The sequence below is a fragment of the Stenotrophomonas sp. STEN225 genome, from assembly GCF_056756445.1.
Genome location: NZ_JBRRBV010000001.1, coordinates 394,045 through 415,181, shown reverse-complemented (window position 1 = coordinate 415,181; position 21,137 = coordinate 394,045). Strand labels below are relative to the sequence as shown.

At 67.5% G+C, this 21,137-nt stretch carries 21 protein-coding genes, 1 other RNA gene and 1 riboswitch; of the genes, 9 read left to right on the top strand and 13 right to left on the bottom strand.

The window, feature by feature from the left end:
• Positions 1-4 precede the first annotated feature (4 nt).
• Positions 5-451, bottom strand: coding sequence for a division/cell wall cluster transcriptional repressor MraZ (mraZ, locus tag ACVOJ1_RS01910; protein WP_004143635.1), 447 nt, complete (start codon positions 449-451; stop codon positions 5-7).
• Positions 452-775: 324 nt separating this feature from the next.
• Here mraZ and ACVOJ1_RS01905 point away from each other — a divergent pair, with 324 nt between their 5' ends.
• Complete coding sequence (locus ACVOJ1_RS01905; protein WP_197571638.1) at positions 776-1,564, top strand: NRDE family protein; 789 nt, start codon at positions 776-778, stop codon at positions 1,562-1,564.
• Positions 1,565-1,615: 51 nt separating this feature from the next.
• Here the strand turns inward: ACVOJ1_RS01905 and rnpB are convergent.
• An RNA gene (gene rnpB / locus ACVOJ1_RS01900) (RNase P RNA component class A) lies at positions 1,616-1,967 on the bottom strand.
• Positions 1,968-2,054: 87 nt separating this feature from the next.
• A complete protein-coding gene (gene rsmI / locus ACVOJ1_RS01895; RefSeq protein WP_053516466.1) occupies positions 2,055-2,873 on the bottom strand; it encodes a 16S rRNA (cytidine(1402)-2'-O)-methyltransferase in 819 nt (272 codons plus the stop codon).
• Between the two features lie 81 nt (positions 2,874-2,954).
• Here rsmI and ACVOJ1_RS01890 point away from each other — a divergent pair, with 81 nt between their 5' ends.
• The 3 genes from ACVOJ1_RS01890 to ACVOJ1_RS01880 all read left to right on the top strand — a co-directional run bounded on the left by ACVOJ1_RS01890 (position 2,955) and on the right by ACVOJ1_RS01880 (position 6,517).
• Complete coding sequence (locus ACVOJ1_RS01890) at positions 2,955-4,676, top strand: penicillin-binding protein activator (protein ID WP_197600897.1); 1,722 nt, start codon at positions 2,955-2,957, stop codon at positions 4,674-4,676.
• On the top strand, positions 4,666-5,034 hold the full coding sequence (locus ACVOJ1_RS01885) for a YraN family protein (RefSeq protein ID WP_065182806.1): 369 nt from the start codon (positions 4,666-4,668) through the stop codon (positions 5,032-5,034). The genes ACVOJ1_RS01890 and ACVOJ1_RS01885 overlap by 11 nt, the downstream gene beginning before the upstream one ends.
• Positions 5,035-5,131: 97 nt before the next feature.
• Positions 5,132-6,517, top strand: coding sequence for an FAD-binding oxidoreductase (locus tag ACVOJ1_RS01880; RefSeq protein WP_065182807.1), 1,386 nt, complete (start codon positions 5,132-5,134; stop codon positions 6,515-6,517).
• A 72-nt stretch (positions 6,518-6,589) separates the two neighbouring features.
• Here the strand turns inward: ACVOJ1_RS01880 and thiL are convergent, their stop codons facing one another.
• The 5 genes from thiL to ACVOJ1_RS01855 all read right to left on the bottom strand — a co-directional run bounded on the left by thiL (position 6,590) and on the right by ACVOJ1_RS01855 (position 10,477).
• On the bottom strand, positions 6,590-7,552 hold the full coding sequence (gene thiL / locus ACVOJ1_RS01875) for a thiamine-phosphate kinase (protein WP_111186316.1): 963 nt from the start codon (positions 7,550-7,552) through the stop codon (positions 6,590-6,592).
• A 126-nt stretch (positions 7,553-7,678) separates the two neighbouring features.
• Positions 7,679-8,158: a transcription antitermination factor NusB gene (gene nusB, locus ACVOJ1_RS01870; protein ID WP_128989124.1), complete on the bottom strand. Its 480-nt coding sequence runs from the start codon at positions 8,156-8,158 to the stop codon at positions 7,679-7,681.
• The gene (ribH, locus tag ACVOJ1_RS01865) at positions 8,155-8,622 is read right to left on the bottom strand and encodes a 6,7-dimethyl-8-ribityllumazine synthase (RefSeq protein WP_010481977.1); all 468 of its coding nucleotides are present in this window, start codon (positions 8,620-8,622) and stop codon (positions 8,155-8,157) included. The genes nusB and ribH overlap by 4 nt, the downstream gene beginning before the upstream one ends.
• Positions 8,623-8,768: 146 nt before the next feature.
• Positions 8,769-9,869 (bottom strand): 3,4-dihydroxy-2-butanone-4-phosphate synthase, encoded by a 1,101-nt coding sequence (ribB, locus tag ACVOJ1_RS01860; RefSeq protein ID WP_053516472.1) that lies wholly within the window; start codon positions 9,867-9,869, stop codon positions 8,769-8,771.
• Positions 9,866-10,477, bottom strand: a complete 612-nt coding sequence (locus ACVOJ1_RS01855) for a riboflavin synthase (RefSeq protein ID WP_111186317.1) — start codon at positions 10,475-10,477, stop codon at positions 9,866-9,868. The genes ribB and ACVOJ1_RS01855 overlap by 4 nt, the downstream gene beginning before the upstream one ends.
• A gap of 74 nt (positions 10,478-10,551) precedes the next feature.
• A riboswitch (FMN riboswitch) is annotated at positions 10,552-10,697 on the bottom strand.
• Positions 10,698-10,934: 237 nt separating this feature from the next.
• Between ACVOJ1_RS01855 and ACVOJ1_RS01850 the strand changes: the two genes are divergently transcribed.
• The 3 genes from ACVOJ1_RS01850 (at position 10,935) to ACVOJ1_RS01840 (ending at position 13,335) form a co-directional block, all read left to right on the top strand.
• Positions 10,935-11,558: a hypothetical protein gene (locus ACVOJ1_RS01850; protein ID WP_053518907.1), complete on the top strand. Its 624-nt coding sequence runs from the start codon at positions 10,935-10,937 to the stop codon at positions 11,556-11,558.
• Positions 11,559-11,704: 146 nt separating this feature from the next.
• Positions 11,705-12,589 carry a hypothetical protein gene (locus ACVOJ1_RS01845; protein WP_263177322.1) on the top strand — a complete coding sequence of 295 codons (885 nt, stop codon included), beginning with the start codon at positions 11,705-11,707 and terminating at the stop codon, positions 12,587-12,589.
• A gap of 167 nt (positions 12,590-12,756) precedes the next feature.
• Positions 12,757-13,335, top strand: a complete 579-nt coding sequence (locus ACVOJ1_RS01840) for a hypothetical protein (RefSeq protein ID WP_346479924.1) — start codon at positions 12,757-12,759, stop codon at positions 13,333-13,335.
• 116 nt (positions 13,336-13,451) lie between these two features.
• Here the strand turns inward: ACVOJ1_RS01840 and ribD are convergent, their stop codons facing one another.
• The 5 genes from ribD to ACVOJ1_RS01815 all read right to left on the bottom strand — a co-directional run bounded on the left by ribD (position 13,452) and on the right by ACVOJ1_RS01815 (position 17,789).
• Entirely contained in the window at positions 13,452-14,537 is a 1,086-nt protein-coding gene (gene ribD / locus ACVOJ1_RS01835; protein WP_346479923.1) for a bifunctional diaminohydroxyphosphoribosylaminopyrimidine deaminase/5-amino-6-(5-phosphoribosylamino)uracil reductase RibD, read from the bottom strand.
• A gap of 119 nt (positions 14,538-14,656) precedes the next feature.
• Positions 14,657-15,178 (bottom strand): transcriptional regulator NrdR, encoded by a 522-nt coding sequence (nrdR, locus tag ACVOJ1_RS01830; RefSeq protein ID WP_053518899.1) that lies wholly within the window; start codon positions 15,176-15,178, stop codon positions 14,657-14,659.
• A gap of 215 nt (positions 15,179-15,393) precedes the next feature.
• On the bottom strand, positions 15,394-15,828 hold the full coding sequence (locus tag ACVOJ1_RS01825; protein ID WP_346479922.1) for a hypothetical protein: 435 nt from the start codon (positions 15,826-15,828) through the stop codon (positions 15,394-15,396).
• Positions 15,829-15,909: 81 nt separating this feature from the next.
• Entirely contained in the window at positions 15,910-17,163 is a 1,254-nt protein-coding gene (glyA, locus tag ACVOJ1_RS01820; RefSeq protein ID WP_053518895.1) for a serine hydroxymethyltransferase, read from the bottom strand.
• 146 nt (positions 17,164-17,309) lie between these two features.
• Positions 17,310-17,789, bottom strand: a complete 480-nt coding sequence (locus tag ACVOJ1_RS01815; protein WP_065175826.1) for an RcnB family protein — start codon at positions 17,787-17,789, stop codon at positions 17,310-17,312.
• A 251-nt stretch (positions 17,790-18,040) separates the two neighbouring features.
• On the opposite strand from ACVOJ1_RS01815, the gene ettA reads away from it, so the two are divergent.
• Positions 18,041-19,705 carry an energy-dependent translational throttle protein EttA gene (gene ettA, locus ACVOJ1_RS01810; RefSeq protein WP_005415249.1) on the top strand — a complete coding sequence of 555 codons (1,665 nt, stop codon included), beginning with the start codon at positions 18,041-18,043 and terminating at the stop codon, positions 19,703-19,705.
• Between the two features lie 84 nt (positions 19,706-19,789).
• Positions 19,790-21,106 (top strand): NCS2 family permease, encoded by a 1,317-nt coding sequence (locus tag ACVOJ1_RS01805; RefSeq protein WP_053518892.1) that lies wholly within the window; start codon positions 19,790-19,792, stop codon positions 21,104-21,106.
• The last annotated feature ends 31 nt before the right edge of the window (positions 21,107-21,137 follow it).

Below are 21,137 nucleotides of genomic sequence, written 5' to 3'. Positions count from 1 at the left end.
CGGCTCACAACTTCAGGTCGAGCAACCCATCGCCCAGATCCTCGTCAGACAACGTCTGCTGGATCAGGGCACGATGCGCCTGCTCGCTCCACAATTCGAACTTGTCGCCCATACCGAGCAATACCGCCTTCTTTTCTATGCCCACCGCACCGCGGTGGCTGGCGGGAATGCTGATACGACCGTTGCCGTCCAGCTCCAGGTGGGCGGCCGAGCCGACCAGCTTCTGCTGCAACAGGCGCACGACGCGCTGGGTATTGGGCTTGGACATGACATCGTCGCGGACCCGCTCCCATTCGGACTCGGCATACAGCCACAGGCAGCCGGCTTCGAACGGGTTGTAGGTCAACACGAGACGGTTGTTGCTGGCGCGCGCGACGAGGTCGCGGTAAGCGGTGGGAACCGCCATGCGCCCCTTGTCGTCAACTGTGATGGCCGTCTCGCCCTGAAACACGACGCCTGCACCTTGTCCTTCGCCCGGTGAAACATTGAACCACGAAAACCCACAAAACACCCGGATTTCCCTCTGATGCCCACCTTAGCAGCGAGCGAAGGGTTGTCAACAACTTTTCCGCAGGGAAATCGCCAGCCACATCAATGGCTTGCAGCAACCTTTAGAGAATTGTTCAAGGCTTATCCACAAGTTGCTGATCCGTCTCAATTTTTGAGATTGAACGGAAGTTCAGGCCTGTGCAGGGGGCGTGAAACATCGCCCCCGCATTCATCGGGAACTGGCTGAAAGCGGCGCCAGACTGCGCAAACCGGGCACAATGACGTCATGTGCCTGCTTGCTCTTGGCTGGATGCACCATCCGCGCTGGCGGCTGGTGATGACCGGCAACCGTGATGAGTTCCACGCCCGCCCCACTGCGGCGCTGGCCCGCTGGCAGGATGAGACCTCCGTCATTGGCGGGCGCGACCTCCGCTCCGGAGGAGGCTGGGCCGGCGTCGGTGCCGGCGGCCGGATGGCGGTGGTCACCAATGTGCGCGATCCGCTGGCCGCCCAGACCGGTCCCTCGCGTGGCGCGCTGGTGGCCGACTTCCTGCGTGGCCGCGACCCGGCCGCAGTGCATATCGACCGCTTGGCGGCCGTGGCCGGCGCCTACGCCCCGTTCAACCTGCTGCTGGCCGATAGCGACAGCCTGGAGTATCTGGGCAACCACCCTGCCGAACGGCAGCGCCTGGGGCCGGGCGTGCATGGCATGTCCAACGGTGCACTGGATGCCCCCTGGCCGAAGACACAGCGGCTGATGGCGGCGCTGACGGCCTGGCTGGAAGAAGACGGGGTCAGATCTCCTTCGCAAAGCGAAAGGGATCTGACCCCGGACCTGACCCCGCTATGGACCGCGCTGGCCGACGAACACCGGCCTGCCGACAGTGACCTGCCGGACACCGGCATCGGGCTGGAACGCGAGCGCTGGTTGAGCCCGGCCTTCATCCGCGGCGACGACTACGGCACCCGTGCCAGCACCGTGCTGCTGATCGATGGCAACGGCCACGGGCAGATCCATGAACGCCGCTTCGGGCCGCAGGGCGTATTCGTTGCCGGAAGCCGCATCGACTTCTGAGCGCCCGGCCGGATGCCGCCGGGCGTGGCCTGGCGCTGCAGAAGTGAATGGAGGCGGAGCCGGCCGATAAGCCGGGTTCTGTCGTGGACAGTCATTCCTCTAGGCGTTACGTCACCGCAACGCTCAAGCAACCTACCCGGATCCAACGCGGGCCGCGCCAAAGGATCCCTATTTGGTCTTGCTCCAGGTGGGGTTTGCCGTGCCGGTCTGTTACCAGACTCGCGGTGCGCTCTTACCGCACCATTTCACCCTTACCGGCCTTCCGAAGAAGACGTAGGCGGTATCTTTCTGTTGCACTTTCCGTCGGCTTGCGCCGCCCAGGCGTTACCTGGCACCTTGCCCTGTGGAGCCCGGACTTTCCTCGGCACCCCGCAAGGGATGACGCGACTGTCTGGCCGGCTCCGCCAGCGCGCATTCTACCGTACGCGGGTGGTTCCTGCCCGGTGGCTGTTCGATGCCGCGCGACGCGCACGCCGGGCATGGCCCGGCGCTACCGGCCGTACAACGCCTTGCGCGGTGCGCCGGTCAGCTCGGCGGCCAGCTTGGCGGCGGTCGACGGCGGCAGGTGCTCGCTCAATGTGGCGTAGACGCGACGGCCATGGGCCAACTGCGCTTCCTCATCGTCACCGGCCCCCTGCACCATCACCACGAACTCACCCTTGCGTTGGTTCTCGTCGGCCTCGACCGTTGCCAGCAAGGCCGCCAGATCGCCATCCAGCACGGTCTCGAACAACTTGGTCAGCTCCCGCGCCAGCACCGCAGGCCGCTCACCACCGAAGATTGCAGCCATGTCCGCCAGGGACTCGGCGATCCGGTGCGAGGATTCGTAGAACACCATCGTGCGCACCTCGCCGGCGAGCGCCTGCAGCCGGTCGCGGCGCCCGCTGGCCTTGGCCGGCAGGAATCCCTCGAAACTGAAGCGATCGCTGGGCAGGCCGGCCACGCTGAGCGCGGCAATGGCGGCACAGGCACCCGGAACCGGGCTGACCCGGATGCCCGCCGCACGCGCGGCCCGTACCAGGCGGAAGCCGGGATCGCTGACCAGCGGCGTGCCGGCATCGCTGACCAGCGCCAGCGATTCGCCCGCCTGCAGGCGCGAGACCAGTCGCTGCGCCAGGGCGTCTTCGTTGTGCTCGTGCAGCGCCACCAGCGGCTGCTGGATGCCGAAATGGGACAACAGCTGGCCGCTGCGCCGCGTGTCTTCGGCACAGATCGCCGCTACCGAACGCAGCACCTCCTGTGCGCGCGGACTCAGATCGGCCAGGTTGCCGATCGGCGTGGCGACGACATACAGGGTGGGGACACTCATTTCAGCGGTACTCACGGGGCAAGGGTAGAATCCTAGCGTGTACCTGGCCAAGGCCGCTGCCCTCATCGCATGGACCCGATCATGAACAAGCCCGCCGCACGCATCTCCGCCCTTTCGTTGTCGCTGATGCTCCTGGCCGGCTGTGCCACCACCAGCTTCACCAGCGCGCCCGAATCGCCGGCCCAGAGCCAGGCCCTTGCGCTGATCGAACAGGGCAAGCCGCGCGACGCCGCGATGCAGCTGGAGGGCCTGGCGGCCACCCTGCGCGGCAGTGCGCGCAGCAATGCCCTGGCCGATGCCGCCTGGGCGTGGCACCTGGCCGGCGACAGCACCCGCGCGCGCAGCCTGCTGGGACAGCTCAGCGCCCGCCAGCTGTCCGGTGCCAGCCTGCAGCGCTACCAGCTGACCGGCGCCGAGCTGGCACTGGCTGACAAGCAACCCGCACAGGCGCTGGCCCTGCTCAAGGACACTGGCGACAACGTCGCACCCGGCCTGCGCACGCGCTGGCTGCTCGCCCGTGCCCAGGCCCTGCAGGCCACTGGCGATGCCTTCGGCGCCGCCAGCGACCGCGCACGCGCGCAGGCCGGCCTCACCGGCAGCGCGCGCAACGAGAACCAGGCGGCCATTTCAGGCCTGCTTGGCACCCTCGACGATGCCACCCTGCGCAGCCGTGCCGCCGCGCTGCCGGCCAACGATCCGCTGTACAACTTCGCCGGCCGTGCGTTGATCGCCCGCGGCCTGCCGCTTCCGCGTCCGTTCGACCGCGACGGTGCCGCCCAGTTCGACACCAGCAAGCGCCCGCCGGCAATGAGCGATGGCTACCGCCCGCCGGCGAAGCTGGCCGTGCTGCTGCCACTCAGTGGCCGCCTTGCCACTGCGGCACAGCCGGTGCGCGATGGCCTGCTCGCCGCCTATTACGGCGAATCGCGCCGCCGCCCGGACATCAATTTCTTCGATACCGCCGGCACGCCGGCCGGTGCATTGGCTGCTTACGACAAGGCAGTGGCCTCCGGTGCCGACTTCGTCGTCGGCCCGCTGGGCCGCGATGAAGTGGATGCGGTATACGGCCGCCAGCCGCTGCAGGTGCCGGTGCTGGCGCTGAACCGTGGCAAGGATTCACCGCCGGCCGGCAGCGCCGGCTTCTCGCTCGCCCCGGAAGACGACGGCATCGTCGCCGCCGAATACCTGCGCGGCCGTGAGCGCAATCGCGCCCTGGTCATCAGCAGCAGCGACGATACCGGCCGCCGCGCCGCCGCGGCCTTCTCCCAGCGTTTCACCCAGCGCGGTGGCCAGGTGGCCGCCACGGTATCGGTCCCTGAAGCGGTGGGCGATGTCGGCGCCCAGGTGCGCAATGCCGGCCAGGTCGACGCTGTGTTTCTCGCCGTGCGCGCTCCGCAGGCGCGGCTGCTCGCGCCGCAGCTGGCGCTGGCCGGTGTCGGCGGCGCCACCCGCGTCGGCACGTCCCAGCTGACCATCGGCAGCGGCAAGGTGGAGGAAGACGTGGCACTGGACGGCATCGTCTACCCGAATGAAGCTTGGAACGTGCGCAGTGTCTCCGGCCTGCCGTCGGCCAGCCAGGTCGCCAGCACGCTGCCCAGCGCGCGCGGTGCCGCCGGCCGCCTGTTCGCCTTCGGCGCCGACGCGTGGAAGATCAGCAGCTATCTGGACAAGCTGGCCAACGAAGGCGGCCTGGAAGGCGCCACCGGCACCCTGTTCCTCGATGGCAATGGCAACATCCTGCGCCAGCCGGCGTGGTCGACCTTCAGCGGCGGCCGGCCGATGCCGATCGTCGGTGGTCGCTGAGCGCACGCAGCGGGGCTCGGCGGTGGAAACCGCCGCCGAGCTGCACCTGCAACAGGCCGGGCTGCAGCCACGCGCGCGCAATGTCCGTTATCGAAGCGGTGAACTGGACCTGGTGATGGACGACGCCGGTACAGTGGTTTTCGTGGAGGTCCGGTACCGCGCGCGCAGCGACTTCGGCGGCGCTGCCGCCTCGGTCGACCCCCGCAAATGCCGGCGCCTGGTACAGGCCGCACAGTTGTACCTGCAGGCGCATCCTGCACTGGCCGATGCGCCCTGCCGCTTCGACGTGGTCGAGGCCAGCGGCGAACCGCCACAGCTGCACTGGCTGCGCGACGCATTCCGGCTGGACGACTGCTGATGCCCTCGATCATCACCCACGCTGCCGTGCCGATGCCCGGCGCAGAAGCCGCCTGCAAGGCCATCCACTCCGTACCGGTTGTTCCACGAGATCCAACATGAGCCCTGCCCTGCCCGCTGCCCTGGTTGCCGAACTGTCCGCCCTGCTGGGCACGGAGGGCTGGCGCATGGATGACACCGCGCTGGAGGCGAACGCGCAGGACAACTCATGGCGCCGTCAACGCCCCGCCGCCGTCGCGCTGCCGGCCGACACCGAACAGGTGCAGGCGCTGGTCCGCGCCTGCCGTGTGCACGGCGTGGCCCTGGTCGCGCGTGGCGCGGGCACCGGCACCACCGGGGCGGCGGTGCCCCTGCCGGGCAGCATCGTGCTGTCGTTCACCCGCATGGATCGCATCGTCGAGATCCGTGCCGGTGATCGTTGCGCGGTGGTGCAGCCTGGCGTGCTCAACGGCGCCCTGCAGCAGGCGCTGACACCGCATGGGCTGTTCTGGGCGCCGGACCCGTCCAGCGCGGAGATCTGCAGCGTCGGCGGCAACCTCGCCTGCAATGCCGGTGGCCCACGCGCGGTGAAGTACGGCACCAGCCGAGACAACGTACTGGGGCTGGTCGCGGTCACCGGCACCGGCGAGGTGATCCGCTGCGGTGGTGCCTATACCAAGGATGCAACCGGCTACGACCTGACCCACCTGCTGGTGGGTAGCGAGGGCACCCTGGCGCTGATCGTGGAAGCTACCTTGAAGCTGACGCCGCTGCCGGTCGCGCAGGCCGGACTGCGCGTGCTGTACCGCGATGCCGATGCCGCCGCCGCCGCGGTATCGCGGCTGATGTCGCAGCCGGTGGTACCCACCCGCCTGGAGTTCATGGACGCGCGCAGCCTGGAACTGCTGCGCCTCAATGGCGCCGACGTACCGGAGGCCGGCGCGATGCTGCTGGTCGAGGCCGATGGCGACCACGACACCCTGCCCTACCTGCTGCAGGCGCTGGCCAGCGCTGCCGAAGGCGACGGCATGATGGAACTGGACGTAGCGATGGAGGGCCGCGCACGCGACCAGCTGTGGGCGGCGCGCAAGGCACTGTCGCCCGCACTGCGCAGCGTTGCGCCCGGCAAGATCAACGAAGACGTGGTGGTGCCGGTATCGCGCATTCCCGACCTGGTTGCCGGGGTACAGGCGCTGGCAGGCCAGTACAGCCTGACCATCGTCACCTTCGGCCATGCCGGCAACGGCAACCTGCACGTCAACATCCTGTACCACCCGGACGATGCCGATGAGAGCGCGCGAGCGCATGCGGCGCTGCCGAAGATCTTCGCGCTGACGCTGGCGCTGGGCGGCACACTGTCCGGTGAACATGGCATTGGCCTGGCCAAGCGCGATTTCATGGCGCAGGCGTTCACTCCCGCCACGCTGGCGACCATGCGCGCGATCAAGGCCACGCTGGACCCGGATGGCATCCTCAACCCGGGCAAGGTGCTGCCTCCTGCATGAGGCGCCGCCCTGTGCATGAACGCCGTCCGTGTCAGGACGGTAGCGCCGGGCCATGCCCGGCGTTCTCATTCGTCAGGCGAAGTGCTGATAACCACCGTCGGCCACTTCGCCATCCACGTGCACGCCCTGCCCTTCGGCGATGCGGCCAATGCGGGTGAGCGGCAGGTCCAGCGATTCGGCGAGGTAATGCAGTGCGTCGCGCTGATCGGCGGCCGCGGTGAAGCACAACTCGTAGTCGTCTCCGCCACGCAATGCACAGTCGCGCGCGCCATCGCGGCCGAGCAGCTCACGCAGCGCGTGCGAGATCGGCAACGCATCGGTATCGACATGCGCTGCCACGTCACTGAGGCGGGCGATGTGGCCCAGATCGGCCAGCAGTCCGTCGGACACATCCACTGCCGCATGCGCGAAGGCACGCAGGCGCAGGCCGAGGGTCACGCGTGGCGTCGGCCGCAGCAGGCGCAGGCGGAGGCTTTCGTAATCGGCCAGCAACGTGGCCGTGGCCACGTTCAGCGCCCCCTGTTGCCACAGGCGCAGCGCACCTGCCGCATCCCCCAGCGTGCCACTGACCCAGATGTCATCGCCGGCCTGTGCACGGTCGCGGCGCAGGGCCTGACCACGGCCCACCTGGCCCATTGCGGTGACAGACAACGACAGCGGTCCGCGCGTGGTGTCACCCCCGATCAGCGCGACGTCATGCTGGTCGGCCAATGCGAAGAAGCCATCGGCGAATGCCTCGATCCAGTCTTCGGACGTTTCCGGCAATGACAGCGCCAGGGTGCACCAGGCCGGTCGCGCGCCCATCGACGCAAGATCGGACAGATTGACCGCCAGCGTCTTCCAGCCGATATCGAAGGCCGGCGTCTCCACCGGGAAGTGCACGCCACTGTTGAGTGTATCGGCGGTCACCACCAGCTGTTCGTTCGCGCGCGGCTGCAGCAGCGCGGCATCGTCACCGATGCCGAGCAGCACGTCATCGCGCTCGGCGGTACGGGCGCGGATACGGTCGATGAGGGCGAATTCGGCCAGGGACATGGGGCGTTCTGCTCTTATGTAGCAGCCGGGCCATGCTCGGCTGCAGTTCGATCACGCGCCGCACTGCCGGACGCAACCGTGGCCTGCGCGGTGAGCCAAGCAGGGCACGGCTCTACAGCGATCGGGTCAGTGGCCCGATTCGACCTTGCGCCATTCCACGGCGGCGCGGTCCAGCACACCGTTGACGTAGGTGTGGCCGTGTTCGGAGCCGAAGCGCTTGGCCGATTCGATGGCCTCGTTGATCACCACGCGGTACGGCACGTCCAGGCGGTAGCGCAGCTCGTACGCCGCCAGGCGCAGCACAGCGCGTTCGATGGCATCGACTTCCTCGATGCCACGGTCCAGATACGGGGCCAGCGCTTCGTCGATGTCGGTGCGGTTGTCGAGCACGCCGTGCATCAGCGCCTCGAAGTACGCCAGATCGGCGATCTCGCGGGCCTGCTCATGCGCGAACTGGGCGATCAGCGACTGTGCGTTGCCGCCGGAGATCTGCCACGCATAGACGGCCTGCACGGCACGACGGCGCGCGCGCGAGCGCAGCACCGGATCAATGCCATCGCGGCGGACGGGTTTACCGGAGGGCTTGCCCTGGGTGTTCTTGTTCATGGCAGCTGCTCCAGAAGATTGACCATTTCCAATGCGGCGAGTGCGACCTCCTCGCCCTTGTTGCCGTGGCTGCCGCCGGCGCGGGCCTCGGCATCTTCCACGCGTTCCACCGCCAGCACGCCGTTCAGTACCGGCACGCCGAAATCCAGCTGCACGCGCATCAGGCCTTCGGCGCAGCGGTCGGCCACGTGTTCGTAATGACGGGTGTCGCCGCGGATCACACAGCCGAGGGTGAGGATGGCGGCGTGTTCATGGGCGGCGGCCAGGCGTGCGGCGACCAGCGGCAGTTCCCAGGCGCCCGGCACCCGGATCACGTCGATGTTGGCTTCGGTGATGCCGTTGCCGGCCAGGCTCTGGCGCGCGCCGGCCACCAGCGTATCGGTGATGCGGGCGTTCCAGCGGCTGGCCAGGATGGCAAAGCGCGCCGACTCGGGAGTGCGAAGATCGCCTTCGTAGTGGCTCATATGCGGCTTGGGGGACTCGATAAGGGGTAATTCTAGCGTGGATGGGCCCCGGCCGTGGTTGGCGGGGGCCTGGCATCCGCCGGGCATGGCCCGGCGCTACCGGGGTCGGATCCCGCACCGCGGCCTCCGACCCCACGGGGCGACCGTTACAGGGCCACCGTCTCCACCACTTCCAGGCCATAGCCGGCCAGGCCGATCTGCCGGCGCGGCGTGCCCAGCACGCGCAGCTTGCCCAGCCCCAGATCGGACAGGATCTGCGCACCGGCGCCATTGCGGCGCCACTGGCCCACATCCTTGTCCTTGCCCGGCACCACCGGTGCGGGCTGCTGGCGCAGGCGGGCGAGCAGCGCCTCGCCATCGCGCGGCGCCGACAGCACCACCATCACGCCGGCACCTTCGGCGGCGATCGCACGCAGCGCGTCGGTGGCGGCCACGCCGAAATCGTCACGACGCCAGTGCAGCAGGTCAGCCAGCGGATTCTCCACCTGCACGCGCACCAGGGTAGGCGTGCCAGCGTCGGGAGTGCCGCGGACCAGGGCGAAGTGCAGGTCGTGGGCGATGCGGTCGCGGTAGGTCACCAGCCTGAACGGGCCGAACTCGGTATCGATGTCGCGCTCATCGACGCGTTCGACAGTCTTCTCGGTGGCCAGGCGGTAGGCGATCAGGTCGGCGATGGAGCCCATCTTCAGGCCGTGCTCGCGGGCGAACACTTCCAGCTCCGGGCGACGCGCCATGCTGCCGTCCGGGTTGAGGATCTCCACCAGCACGCCGGCCGGTTCCAGCCCGGCCAGCATGGCCAGGTCCACACCCGCTTCGGTGTGGCCGGCGCGGGTCAGCACGCCGCCCGGCTGGGCGATCAGCGGGAAGATGTGGCCGGGCTGGTGCAGGTCCGACGGCCGCGCGTTGGGCTTCACCGCGGTGCGGATGGTATGCGCGCGGTCATGGGCGGAGATGCCGGTGGTCACGCCCTCGGCCGCTTCGATGCTGACGGTGAAATTGGTCTGGAACTGCGCGGTGTTGGCCTGCACCATCGGCGCCAGGCCCAGGTCGGCGGCGCGGGTGCGGGTCAACGGCAGACACACCAGGCCTCGGCCGTGGGTGACCATGAAGTTGATGTCGCTGGCCTTGACCAGCTCGGCAGCCATGATCAGGTCGCCTTCGTTCTCGCGGTCCTCGTCATCGACGATGACGACCATGCGGCCCTGGCGGATGTCTTCCAGGATCTCGGGGATCGGCGCGAAGTTCATGCGGCGCCTCCCTGCAGGTGCCCGCCGACAAGACGTTCGACATAACGGGCGACCAGGTCGATTTCCAGGTTCACCGCACTGCCCACGCCGGAGGCGGAGAAGGCGGTGTTGGCCACGGTATGCGGGATCAGCGCGACCTCGAAGCCTTCCTCGTCCACTTCGTTGACGGTGAGGCTGACGCCGTCCACGCAGATCGAGCCTTTCTTGGCGATGTAGCGCAACAGCGAGGCCGGCGCGGCGAAGCGCCAGCGCTGGGCGCGCGCGTCATCGTGGATGGACAGCACCTGGCCCAGGCCATCAACGTGGCCGCTGACCAGATGCCCACCCAGACGATCGGTCGGGCGCATGGCACGCTCGAGGTTGATGACCGCGCCCTGCTCGAGTTGGCCCAGCGTGGTCAGGCCCAGCGTCTCGGTGGAGGCATCGGCCTGGAAGCTGTTGGCGTCGAATGCGATGACCGTCAGGCAGACACCGTTGATGGCGATGCTTTCGCCCATCTGCACGTGGTCGAACGGCAGGTTGCCGACATTGAAGGTGAAGCGGACATCGCCGCCGATGGACTCGCGTGCGGCCAGACGGCCGACGCCTTCGATGATTCCAGTAAACAAGTAACGTTCTCCGCAGGATGTGAGCGAAAAACGCCGCAAGGCAAACAGGCACGCGCAGGGCATGAGCCCTGTGGCACCGTCTTCTTTCATCCGGACTATGACCGTCGGCTCCGGCCTTGAACCGGATCTGCTGACCCCCGGCCGTGGGCCGGGGCGCTCGCGGGCTCGTGCTTGCGCACCTACCGCCGGTGGGGAGTTGCACCCCGCCCTGAAGACGTTTGTGTACCGGCGAACCGGCGCAGCAAGTGTACCAGCCCGGGCTGAACGGGGTGGGATGCCCGGCGCCGCAGCCGTTTCCCGGCGGGAAACGGATCTGACCCCAAGCCTGCCCAGCCTGTGACGGCTGTCTCTCGCATTTTGTAAAACTTTCATTAAAATTCGCCGCGGACGACATGAGGTCGCCACGGGCTGCGCCTCCGGCGCGCCCGCCAATGGACTGCAATTCACAGGAATTCCCATGCGCAAGCTCCTGATCATCGCCAGCCTGCTGGCCGTCGCTCCGCTGGCCTCGGCCGCCGAAGGGCTGAGCTACACCTACGTCGAAGGTGGCTGGACCCAGGTCAAGACCGACGACAGCGATTTCAACGACCCGAAGCTTGACGGCGGCTACGTGCGCGGTTCGTTCGCGCTGGCCGAGCAGGTGCACGTGTTCGGCAGCTGGTCGCGTACCAGCAAGAGCTACCACTTCACCGGTGCGTCGGCCAAGTTCGAACTGGACCAGCCTGAGCTGGGCATCGGCTACCACATGCCGTGGACGGACCGCCTGGACTACACCGCCGACATCGCCTGGGTGCGCCAGAACGCCGAGCTGACCGTGAAATCGGATCTGTTCGGCCGCGAACACCTGAAGGATCACACCAACCTGGCCCGCGCCACCATGGGCGTGCGTGGCAAGCCTTCGCCGAAGACCGAAGCGTGGGCCAAGGCCGGCTACATGGATGGCGGCAACGACTTCAAGGGCACCTGGGTCGGCACCGTCGGTGGCCAGATCAATTTCACCCCGACCTGGGGCCTGGTGGGAGAAGTCTCCGGCCAGCGCGATGTCACCCAGTTCTCGGCCGGCGTCCGCGCCAGCTTCTGATTGCCCGATCCTCGTCGTGCGATCGAACGGGCCCCGCAAGGGGCCCGTTTTTTTTCCGCTGCACACCGTTACCTGGCTGCATCGCGCCATCGAAAGCGTGGGCAGATGCGCTAGGCTTGCCCGCCTCTGGACCCGGAATCACTGTCATGAAGACCCCCCTGCGCTCCCTGCTGGCCACTGCACTGTTGTGCGCTCCCCTGTTCGCCAGCGCCGCCTCGACGCAGCTGAGCCCCGAACAGACGTTCGATCTCTATTCCCGCGTACTGCTGGAAGACGACGCGACCGCCACGCGCACGCTCAACGACGCGCTGAAGCCGGCGTTCGAGGGCCAGGACGCCGTGACCCCAAACCCGGGCGCGCTGGCCAAGGCATTGGCCGAACCCTGGCAGACGGTACTGGCCAGCACCGGCGCTTCGATCGACGCTGCGGCCACCGAAGCGCTGTACGCCAAGGCGCTGCGTGATTCGAAGTGCCGCGCAACCCAGAGCGTGATCGAAGACAACGAATACGTTGAAGACCAGAAGCTGGCGCGGATCACCTACACCTGCCAGGTGCCCGACCTGGGCAAGGTCCGCCCGCTGTTCGCCGCCAGCCTGGCCGACCATGCCAGCCCGGCCTCGCGCAAGCAGTTCACCGACGCCTACACCCAGGCGCTGCAGAGTGGTGCACGCGTGCCGGTCAGCGGCACCTTCACCCTCTACCCGGCCAAGGACAACGGCTACTGGTACAGCGGCAACTTCGATGATCTGGTGGGCACCGTGGCCGGTGCGCTGGCTCCGTTCGAGGACTGGATGCAGGACGCGCAGGCGGCCAACGCGCCGAAAGTGACCGGCATACCCGGCTGCGACCTGCTGCTGCAGCAGCACCGCAGCTGCGTGGCGAAGATCGCGCCCGACCAGATCAGCGGCGTGGACGCGATGGCCGAAGAGCTGAAGGCCAAAGCGCAGGTGCAGTCGGTCGAGGAGATGACGCAGGAGTGCAAGGCACTGCGCCCGCTGGCCGAGATGATGTGGACCGACGAATGCACCTGAGCCGCTAAGTGGTAGCGCTGGGCCATACCCGGCGACACTCGAATGCACCTGATCGCGTGATGATGGCATCGCAGCGGGGACATGCGCTGCATGACCCCGTTTGCAACTTGTTGCATTGCTTCACAGGATGCCGGGGCCGATCCTGCAGCACCTTCCCGGCCCCTGACATGCGCCTGCTCGCCGCTCTGTCCTGTCTGTTCACCGGCGTGTGCATTGCCGCGCCACACACGCCGGAACAGGAGTACACGCTGCAGGCGCGTGTTGTTCTTCAGCACGATCCGGCTGCGCGCGACCAGCTGGCCCTGTGGGACGCTGCCGCTGTTCCTCGCAACGGAATCGATTGGCAGCGCAGCCTCGATGATCTGCCCACCTGGCTGCGGCAGCAGCAGATCGTGCCGCCCTCGGCGGCGGAGATGCAGGATGTCACCGATGCACTGCTGGCGCGACTGTCGACGGCCACCTGCGCCGAGGCGTTCCTGCCGCTGGGCAGTCCCGAGATTGGTCGATTCACGCTCGCCTGCGCGTTGCCCGACCCGGCGCCCACGTTCGCGCTTTACCGGGCATTGCGCCAGGCCGGGCCCGGCGGCAGGCGCAGCACAGCGATGTGTTCTTCAGCGCCTACGCCGTCCACCTTCGCAGTGCGCCGGCGGCATTGCATCGCCCCCATGTGGTGGGGTGGTCCTCTTATCGCCATGGCGACGTGCATGAGGCACGTTCAGACCAGCTGTACCAGGCCATTCTGCTGACATTGCTGCCGTTCGAGGCATGGGACCGGCGTATCTCGGGGGATGTTCCCCCAAGCCTGCTCCACGACTGAGCACCCCGGCTACCGCGCGTCCGTCTCGTCCGCCGCCTGCCAATGCTACGGTCGCAGCAGCAGGCGCAGGTCCTCACCCACCTGGCATTGCTCGACCACGCGCAGCCGGCGTTGCTGCTGCATCGCCTCGATGCCCAGTCCGGCCAGCAGCGGGCGGGCGCGGTCCCCCAGCAGGGTGGGCGCCTGGTACAGCAGCAGCTCATCCACCCAACCGCCGCGCAGCAGCGCACCGGCCAGCGTAGCGCCGGCTTCGGTGTGCACTTCGTTGATGCCGCGCCCGGCCAGCAGCATCAGCATCGCGCCAAGATCGAGACGGCCGTCGGTACTGGGCACGCTGGCGAATTCGGCATCGGCTGCATCGGGTGCACTGACCGCCGCATCATGCAGGTACAGCGTCGGTGCCCCACCCTCGCGCACGCGGCTGCATTCCAGCGAACGCAGGCGCGAATCGAGCACGACGCGCAGTGGCGGCATCACCTCGGCATCGGCCAGGCGCACGGTCAGCATCGGATCGTCGGCCAGCACGGTATCGGCACCGGTCAGGATCGCGCCGGCGCGTGCACGCCAGTGCTGCACGTCTTCGCGCGCCGCTGCTCCGGTGATCCATTTGGACGTGCCGTCGGCCATCGCCGTACGCCCGTCCAGGCTGGCGGCCAGCTTCACCCGCAGCCACGGGCGATTGCGCTCCACGCGTGACAGGAAGCCCTTGTTGAGCTCGCGGGCCTGCGCTGCCATCAGCCCTTCGGCGACCTCGATGCCGGCGCCGCGCAGCAGGTCGAATCCGCCGCCATCGACCTGCGGGAAGGGATCACGCAGCGCAGCGACCACACGCGATACACCGGCCTCGATCAGTGCCAGTGCGCAGGGGGGTGTGCGCCCGTAATGCGCGCAGGGCTCAAGGGTGACGTAGGCAGTGGCACCGCGCGCCTCACCACCGGCCTCGCGCAACGCGAACACTTCGGCATGCGGGCCACCGGCACGCTGGTGCCAGCCCTGCCCGACCACACGTTCACCATGGGCGATCACGCAGCCGACCATCGGATTGGGGCGGGTGGTGTAGGCGGCGCGCTCGGCCAGACGCAGCGCGCTGGCCATGTGCAGATGGTCGAGTACGGAGAATGGGGTGGTCATCTGGCCATGGTAACGCTGCCGGTGTTGATCCATGCCATCGGTGCCAACCAAGGTTGGCACCCACCAGTGGATGCGCCATCAGTGCCAACCGAGGTTGGCACAGGCCACCGCAGAGGCGGTCAGCCCTTCTTCTTCTTGGCCAGGGCGATCACATCGCCCAACAGCTGCAGCTGTTCGGTGCTGGCCGGCAGCTCGCGTTCCAGTTTTTCGATTTCCTCGCGGAAATCGGCCACATCCTCGAAGCTGCGGTAGACCGAAGCGAATCGCACGTACCCCACGTGATCGAGCTTGCGCAGCTCGTTCATCACGAACTCGCCCACCTTGATCGAAGGCACTTCACGCTCGCCACTGAGGCGCAACTGATGGACCACCGCACGCACCGCCGCTTCGATCTTGTCTTCCGGCACGGCACGCTTCTGCAGCGCGCGATCAAAGCCGGCGCGTACCTTGCGCTGGTCGAAGGCCTCGCGGGTGCCATCGCTCTTGACGATGGCCGGCAGCTTCAGTTCGACGGTTTCCAGGGTGCTGAAGCGCTCGTTGCAGGCCTCGCACTCACGCCGACGGCGGATCGTCGCGCCGTCTTCAGAGACGCGCGAGTCGATGACCCGGGTATCGGCATGTTGGCAGAAGGGGCAATACATGGAACGCCTGGCTCAGGGGACAACCTAATGCCACGGTCATGGCAGCGTCGCAAAGGTACCTGAGAAGGGGCTTTCCGGCAAATTTCATGTGCTGTACGGTCCCTCGTCAAGGGCAACCCTGCAGCCGTCCCAGATGCACCCAGATACTCAGAAACACCCTGATGCGTGAGGCTGGACATGCCATCCCTACACCACCATGCGACTTGCCTGAAAAGTCAGGCGCCCGGAAGGTGAGCAGGCCGCCAGCGCAGCCAGGCCAGATGCGCCGCGGGCAGCAACAGCGGCGGGCCGAACAGCAACAGGCTGAAGCCGTCCATGCGTTCGGTCAGGCCGACCACCAGCCCCAGCACGACGGCGGGCACTGCTGCCAGCGCGCCCAGCGCCAGCAACGCCCACCACACCCGGCCCACTGCCTGCAGGCCAGACCGGCCCTGCAGCAGGAAACCGGCGCCGATGTACAACCAGGCAACAATGCCCAGCGCCCCGGCGGTGCCCCAGCACACCAGCAGCAGCCGGCTCGGCAGGCGGGTTTCCTGCATCAGGCCGGAATACACGCCCACCAAGGCCACGGTGCCTCCCAGCAGCACGCCTGGCAGCCCGAACAGCAGGGCCTGCACGAGCTGCAGGCGCTTGTGCAGACGTTCATCCATACGCTCATCCATGTGCGTTGATCTACTTGGCCCGGGGTCAGAGCCCTTCCCTGCGGGAAGGGATCCGACTCCATTACCCGATCAACCGTAGACCGGGTACTTGCGGCACTGCGCGCTGACGGCGTCGCGCACGCGGGCGATCACGGCGTCATCGTTCGGCGCATCGAGGACATCGGCGATCCAGTTGGCCAGATCCACGCAGTCCTGCTCGGTGTAGCCACGGGTGGTCACCGCCGGCGTACCCAGGCGCAGGCCCGAGGTCACGAACGGCGAACGCGGGTCGTTCGGCACCGAGTTCTTGTTGACGGTGATGTGCGCCTTGCCCAGTGCCGCTTCCGCGTCCTTGCCGGACACGTCCTTGCCGATCATGTCCACCAGCATCAGGTGGTTCTGGGTGCCGCCGGAGACGATCTTGTAGCCGCGCGCGATGAGCGTGTTGGCCATCGCCTGGGCGTTCTTCACCACCTGCTGCTGATAGGTCTTGAAGGCCGGTTCCAGCGCTTCCTTGAAGGCCACCGCCTTGCCGGCGATGACGTGCATCAGCGGACCGCCCTGGATACCCGGGAACACGATCGACTGCAGCTTCTTGACCAGGTCCTCATCGGCACCCTTGGCGACGATGATGCCGCCGCGCGGGCCGCGCAGGGTCTTGTGGGTGGTGGAGGTGACGACGTGGGCGTGGTCCAGCGGGCTCGGATAGACGCCGGCGGCGACCAGACCGGCGACATGGGCCATGTCGACGAACAGGTAGGCGCCGACCTTGTCGGCGATGGCGCGGAAGCGTGCCCAGTCGATCACCTGCGAGTAGGCCGAGAAGCCGGCCACGACCATCTTCGGCTTGTGCTCCAGGGCCAGGCGCTCGACTTCGTCGTAGTCGATCAGGCCCTGGTCGTTCACGCCGTACTGCACGGCGTTGAACAGCTTGCCCGAGGCGTTCACCTTGGCGCCATGGGTGAGGTGGCCGCCGTGGGCCAGGCTCATGCCGAGGATGGTGTCGCCGGGCTGCAGCAGCGCGAAGTACACGGCCTGGTTGGCCTGCGAGCCGCTGTGTGGCTGCACGTTGGCATAGTCGGCGCCGAACAGCTGCTTGAGGCGGTCGATCGCCAGCTGCTCGGCGATGTCCACGTATTCGCAACCACCGTAGTAGCGCTTGCCCGGATAGCCTTCGGCGTACTTGTTGGTCAGCTGGCTGCCCTGCGCTTCCATCACTGCCGGGCTGGTGTAGTTCTCGCTGGCGATCAGCTCGACATGGTCTTCCTGGCGCTGGGTCTCAGCGGCGATGGCCTTGGCCAGTTCGGGATCGTAGGATTCGATGCGGACGTCACGCGGGAACATCGGGTACTCCAGCAGGCAGGGAAAGGGGGTGTACGGCTCAGCCCCTGATTGTAGCCCCGCACCGGCCGGCTGGGGCCGAAACGGACGGGGCCGGATCCCTCGAAGGAATCCGGCCCCGTATGGTTCCGAGTGATGTTGCGGGGTCCTCAGCGGCTGCTGAGCACGTACTGGGCGATCACGCCGGTGGCGATGGCCACCAGCAGCATGTTGCCGCGGTCATCGCGGATCCAGTGGTGGCCATGCGGCGGACGGCGCAGGTGGTAGCGCGGATAGTCGTTCACCACGTAGATCGGGCCGCGATAGTAGTCGCGGTAGCGGTGCCCCACCTTCCAGCCATAGCCGGGGCCGTAGGCAGGGCGGTAGACCACACGCGGCGGCGGTGCCGGGCGGTAGTAGCGGTCATGGTCACGGTGCCACTCGCGGCGGTCCTGCCGGTAATCGCGCCGGGCCTCACGGCGGTCGCGCTCCCAGTCACGACGGTCCTGTCGCCACTCGCGACGATCCTCCCGCCACTCGCGGCGGTCGTGACCGCGGCCGCGATGGTCGTCGTCGGCAAATGCCGGGGCAACCGCGCCGAGCGCCAGCACAGAGGCCACGGCTCCGGCCATTACTCGATTGATGCGCATGTCAGACCTCTGCTTGGGTGGTGGTGACCCCATATTGCGCACCGGATCTGAACCGTTTCCGGCTGGAAACGCTTCCCGCTTCAGGACTGTGACGGCGATTCAGGCCGCGGCCAGCCCGGCCGGCTCCCGGTGGCGCGGCGGGTAACCGGTTCCGGCTATAATTGGCGGTATTCCATTCAAGTCTGTGCCCGCTGCCGCACCGGGAAACCTCCCGTGACGGTCGGGCGCAGGGTCGCGCCTACGGAGACCTCATGTCCTCGCAATACATCTACACCATGAACCGCGTGTCCAAGGTGGTCCCGCCCAAGCGGCAGATCATCAAGGACATCTCGCTGTCCTTCTTCCCGGGCGCGAAGATCGGCCTGCTGGGCCTGAACGGCGCTGGCAAGTCGACCGTGCTGAAGATCATGGCCGGCGTGGATACCGATTTCGAGGGCGAGGCACGCCCGCAGCCGGGCATCAAGGTCGGCTACCTGGCGCAGGAACCGGAACTGGACCCGAACAAGACCGTGCGCGAGTCGGTCGAGGAAGGCGTGGGCGAAGTGCTGCAGGCCCAGGCTGCGCTGGAGGCGGTGTACGCCGCCTACGCCGAGGAAGGCGCCGACTTCGACGCGCTGGCCAAGGAACAGGAGCGCCTGGAGGCGATCCTGGCCGCCGGCGACGCGCACACCCTGGAAAACCAGCTGGACGTGGCTGCCGATGCGCTGCGCCTGCCGCCGTGGGATGCCAAGATCGCCAACCTGTCCGGCGGTGAAAAGCGCCGCGTCGCGCTGTGCCGCCTGCTGCTGCAGAAGCCGGACATGCTGCTGCTGGACGAACCGACCAACCACCTCGACGCCGAGTCGGTGGAATGGCTGGAACAGTTCCTGGCGCGCTACACCGGCACCGTGGTGGCCGTTACCCACGATCGCTACTTCCTGGACAACGCCGCCGAGTGGATCCTGGAACTGGACCGCGGCCGCGGCATTCCGTGGAAGGGCAACTACACCGAATGGCTGGTGCAGAAGGATGAGCGCCTGAAGCAGGAAGAAAACCAGGAAAAGGCCCGCCAGAAGGCGATCCAGAAGGAACTGGAGTGGTCGCGCCAGAACGCCAAGGGCGGCCGTTCCAAGGGCAAGGCCCGTCTGGCCCGCCTGGAAGAGCTGCAGTCGCAGGATTACCAGAAGCGCAACGAGACCAACGAAATCTTCATCCCGCCGGGCGAGCGCCTGGGCAACATGGTGATGGAGTTCAAGAATGTGTCCAAGAAGTTCGGCGACCGCCTGCTGATCGACAACCTGTCGATGCTGATTCCGCCGGGCGCGATCGTCGGCATCATCGGCCCGAACGGCGCCGGCAAGTCGACGCTGTTCAAGATGATCACCGGCCAGGAGAAGCCGGATTCGGGCGAGATCGTGATCGGCCCGACCGTGCAGCTGTCCTACGTGGACCAGAGCCGCGACAAGCTGGAAGGCAACCACAACGTCTTCCAGGAAATCGCCGGTGGCCTGGACATCCTCAACATCAACGGCATCGAGATCCAGTCGCGCGCCTACATCGGCCGCTTCAACTTCAAGGGCCAGGACCAGCAGAAGATGGTCGGCTCGCTGTCCGGTGGTGAGCGTGGCCGCCTGCACATGGCCAAGACCCTGCTGCAGGGTGGCAACGTGCTGCTGCTCGACGAACCGTCCAACGACCTGGACATCGAAACGCTGCGTGCGCTGGAAGACGCGCTGCTGGAGTTCCCGGGCAACACCTTCGTGATCTCGCACGACCGCTGGTTCCTGGACCGCATCGCCACGCACATCATCGCTTTCGAAGGCGACTCGCACGTGGAGTTCTTCCAGGGCAACTACCGCGAGTACGAGGAAGACAAGAAGCGCCGCATGGGCGATGACGCTGCGCCGAAGCGCCTGCGCTTCAAGGCACTGAAGTAACGCAACAGGAAAGGCCGCGCTCGCGCGGCCTTTCTCCTTCTGTGGGTCGCCCGCTTGCCGGGAGACACCTTCACGAGAAGCCCCATGTCCCTGTTCGAACGCCTGTTCCAGCTGCAGCAGCACGGCACCACCGTGCGCACCGAGCTGCTGGCCGGTGTCACCACCTTCCTGACGATGTCCTACATCGTCTTCGTCAACCCCGAAATCCTCGGCACCACCGGCATGGATGCGGGTGCGGTATTTGTCGCCACCTGCCTGGCGGCCGCGCTGGGCTCCACGGTGATGGCGCTGGCAGCCAATTTCCCGGTCGGCATGGCTCCGGGCATGGGCCTGAACGCGTTCTTTGCCTTCACCGTGGTCGGCGCCGCCGGCCTGCCCTGGCAGCAGGCGCTGGCGGCAGTGTTCATCTCCGGCCTGGTGTTCCTGGTGCTGTCGCTGACCGGCGTGCGTGCCTGGCTGGTATCCGGCATTCCTTCGTCACTGCGCTCGGCCATCGTCGCCGGCATCGGCCTGTTCCTGGCCATCATCGCCCTGCAGAAGTCCGGGGTGATCATCGGCAACGAGGACACGCTGGTGGCGCTGGGCCCGCTCAACACCGCCCCTCCGCTGCTGGCACTGGCCGGCTTCCTGCTGATCGCCGTGCTGGAGGCGCGCCGCATCCGTGGTGCGATCCTGATCGGCATCCTGGCGGTCACTGGGGCCGGCTGGGCGCTGGGCGACGTGCAGTACCAGGGACTGGTGTCCCTGCCGCCAAGCCTGGCGCCGACCTTCCTGCAGCTGGACCTGCCGGGCCTGCTGCACCACGACGGCGGTGCCCCCATCGCGGTACTGCTGCAGGTGGTGCTGGTGTTCGTGCTGGTGGAGGTGTTCGATGCCACCGGCACGCTGTACGGGGTGGTCGGCCGCGCCGGCCTGCTGAAGCTGCCAGGTGCGCAGAAGCGTTTCGGCCGTGCACTGCTGGCCGACAGCACGGCAATCGTCGCCGGCTCCATGCTGGGCACCAGCAGCACCACGGCATTCGCCGAAAGCGCCTCGGGCGTGCAGGTGGGCGGCCGTACCGGCCTCACCGCCCTGGTGGTTGCCGCGCTGTTCCTGGCCGCCCTGCTGTTCTCGCCGCTGGCCTCGATGGTGCCAAGCTACGCCACCGCACCGGCCCTGCTGTTCGTTGCCGGGTTGATGCTGCGCGAGCTGGTGGAAGTGGACTGGAGCGACCTCACCGAATCGGTGCCGGCGGCCCTGTGCGCGCTGGCGATGCCGTTCACCTACTCCATCGCCAATGGACTGGCTTTCGGCTTCATCGCCTACGCCGCGCTGAAGGCCGGCACTGGCCGCTGGCGCGAGGTGCATCCGGCGGTGTGGCTGGTGGCCGTGCTGTTCGTGCTGCGCTTCGCGCTGGAGTAATCAGGGCAGGGGCCCGCTGTCACGGCGGGCT

Bases quoted from the DNA above. Each gene is read 5' to 3' on its own strand.
- ACVOJ1_RS01905 (WP_197571638.1), top strand. From the start codon at position 776: ATGTGCCTGCTTGCTCTTGGCTGGATGCACCATCCGCGCTGGCGGCTG.
- rsmI (WP_053516466.1), bottom strand. From the start codon at position 2,873: ATGAGTGTCCCCACCCTGTATGTCGTCGCCACGCCGATCGGCAACCTG.
- ACVOJ1_RS01890 (WP_197600897.1), top strand. From the start codon at position 2,955: ATGAACAAGCCCGCCGCACGCATCTCCGCCCTTTCGTTGTCGCTGATG.
- ACVOJ1_RS01880 (WP_065182807.1), top strand. From the start codon at position 5,132: ATGAGCCCTGCCCTGCCCGCTGCCCTGGTTGCCGAACTGTCCGCCCTG.
- thiL (WP_111186316.1), bottom strand. From the start codon at position 7,552: ATGTCCCTGGCCGAATTCGCCCTCATCGACCGTATCCGCGCCCGTACC.
- nusB (WP_128989124.1), bottom strand. From the start codon at position 8,158: ATGAACAAGAACACCCAGGGCAAGCCCTCCGGTAAACCCGTCCGCCGC.
- ribH (WP_010481977.1), bottom strand. From the start codon at position 8,622: ATGAGCCACTACGAAGGCGATCTTCGCACTCCCGAGTCGGCGCGCTTT.
- ribB (WP_053516472.1), bottom strand. From the start codon at position 9,869: ATGAACTTCGCGCCGATCCCCGAGATCCTGGAAGACATCCGCCAGGGC.
- ACVOJ1_RS01850 (WP_053518907.1), top strand. From the start codon at position 10,935: ATGCGCAAGCTCCTGATCATCGCCAGCCTGCTGGCCGTCGCTCCGCTG.
- ACVOJ1_RS01845 (WP_263177322.1), top strand. From the start codon at position 11,705: ATGAAGACCCCCCTGCGCTCCCTGCTGGCCACTGCACTGTTGTGCGCT.
- ACVOJ1_RS01840 (WP_346479924.1), top strand. From the start codon at position 12,757: ATGCGCCTGCTCGCCGCTCTGTCCTGTCTGTTCACCGGCGTGTGCATT.
- ribD (WP_346479923.1), bottom strand. From the start codon at position 14,537: ATGACCACCCCATTCTCCGTACTCGACCATCTGCACATGGCCAGCGCG.
- nrdR (WP_053518899.1), bottom strand. From the start codon at position 15,178: ATGTATTGCCCCTTCTGCCAACATGCCGATACCCGGGTCATCGACTCG.
- ACVOJ1_RS01825 (WP_346479922.1), bottom strand. From the start codon at position 15,828: ATGGATGAACGTCTGCACAAGCGCCTGCAGCTCGTGCAGGCCCTGCTG.
- glyA (WP_053518895.1), bottom strand. From the start codon at position 17,163: ATGTTCCCGCGTGACGTCCGCATCGAATCCTACGATCCCGAACTGGCC.
- ACVOJ1_RS01815 (WP_065175826.1), bottom strand. From the start codon at position 17,789: ATGCGCATCAATCGAGTAATGGCCGGAGCCGTGGCCTCTGTGCTGGCG.
- ettA (WP_005415249.1), top strand. From the start codon at position 18,041: ATGTCCTCGCAATACATCTACACCATGAACCGCGTGTCCAAGGTGGTC.
- ACVOJ1_RS01805 (WP_053518892.1), top strand. From the start codon at position 19,790: ATGTCCCTGTTCGAACGCCTGTTCCAGCTGCAGCAGCACGGCACCACC.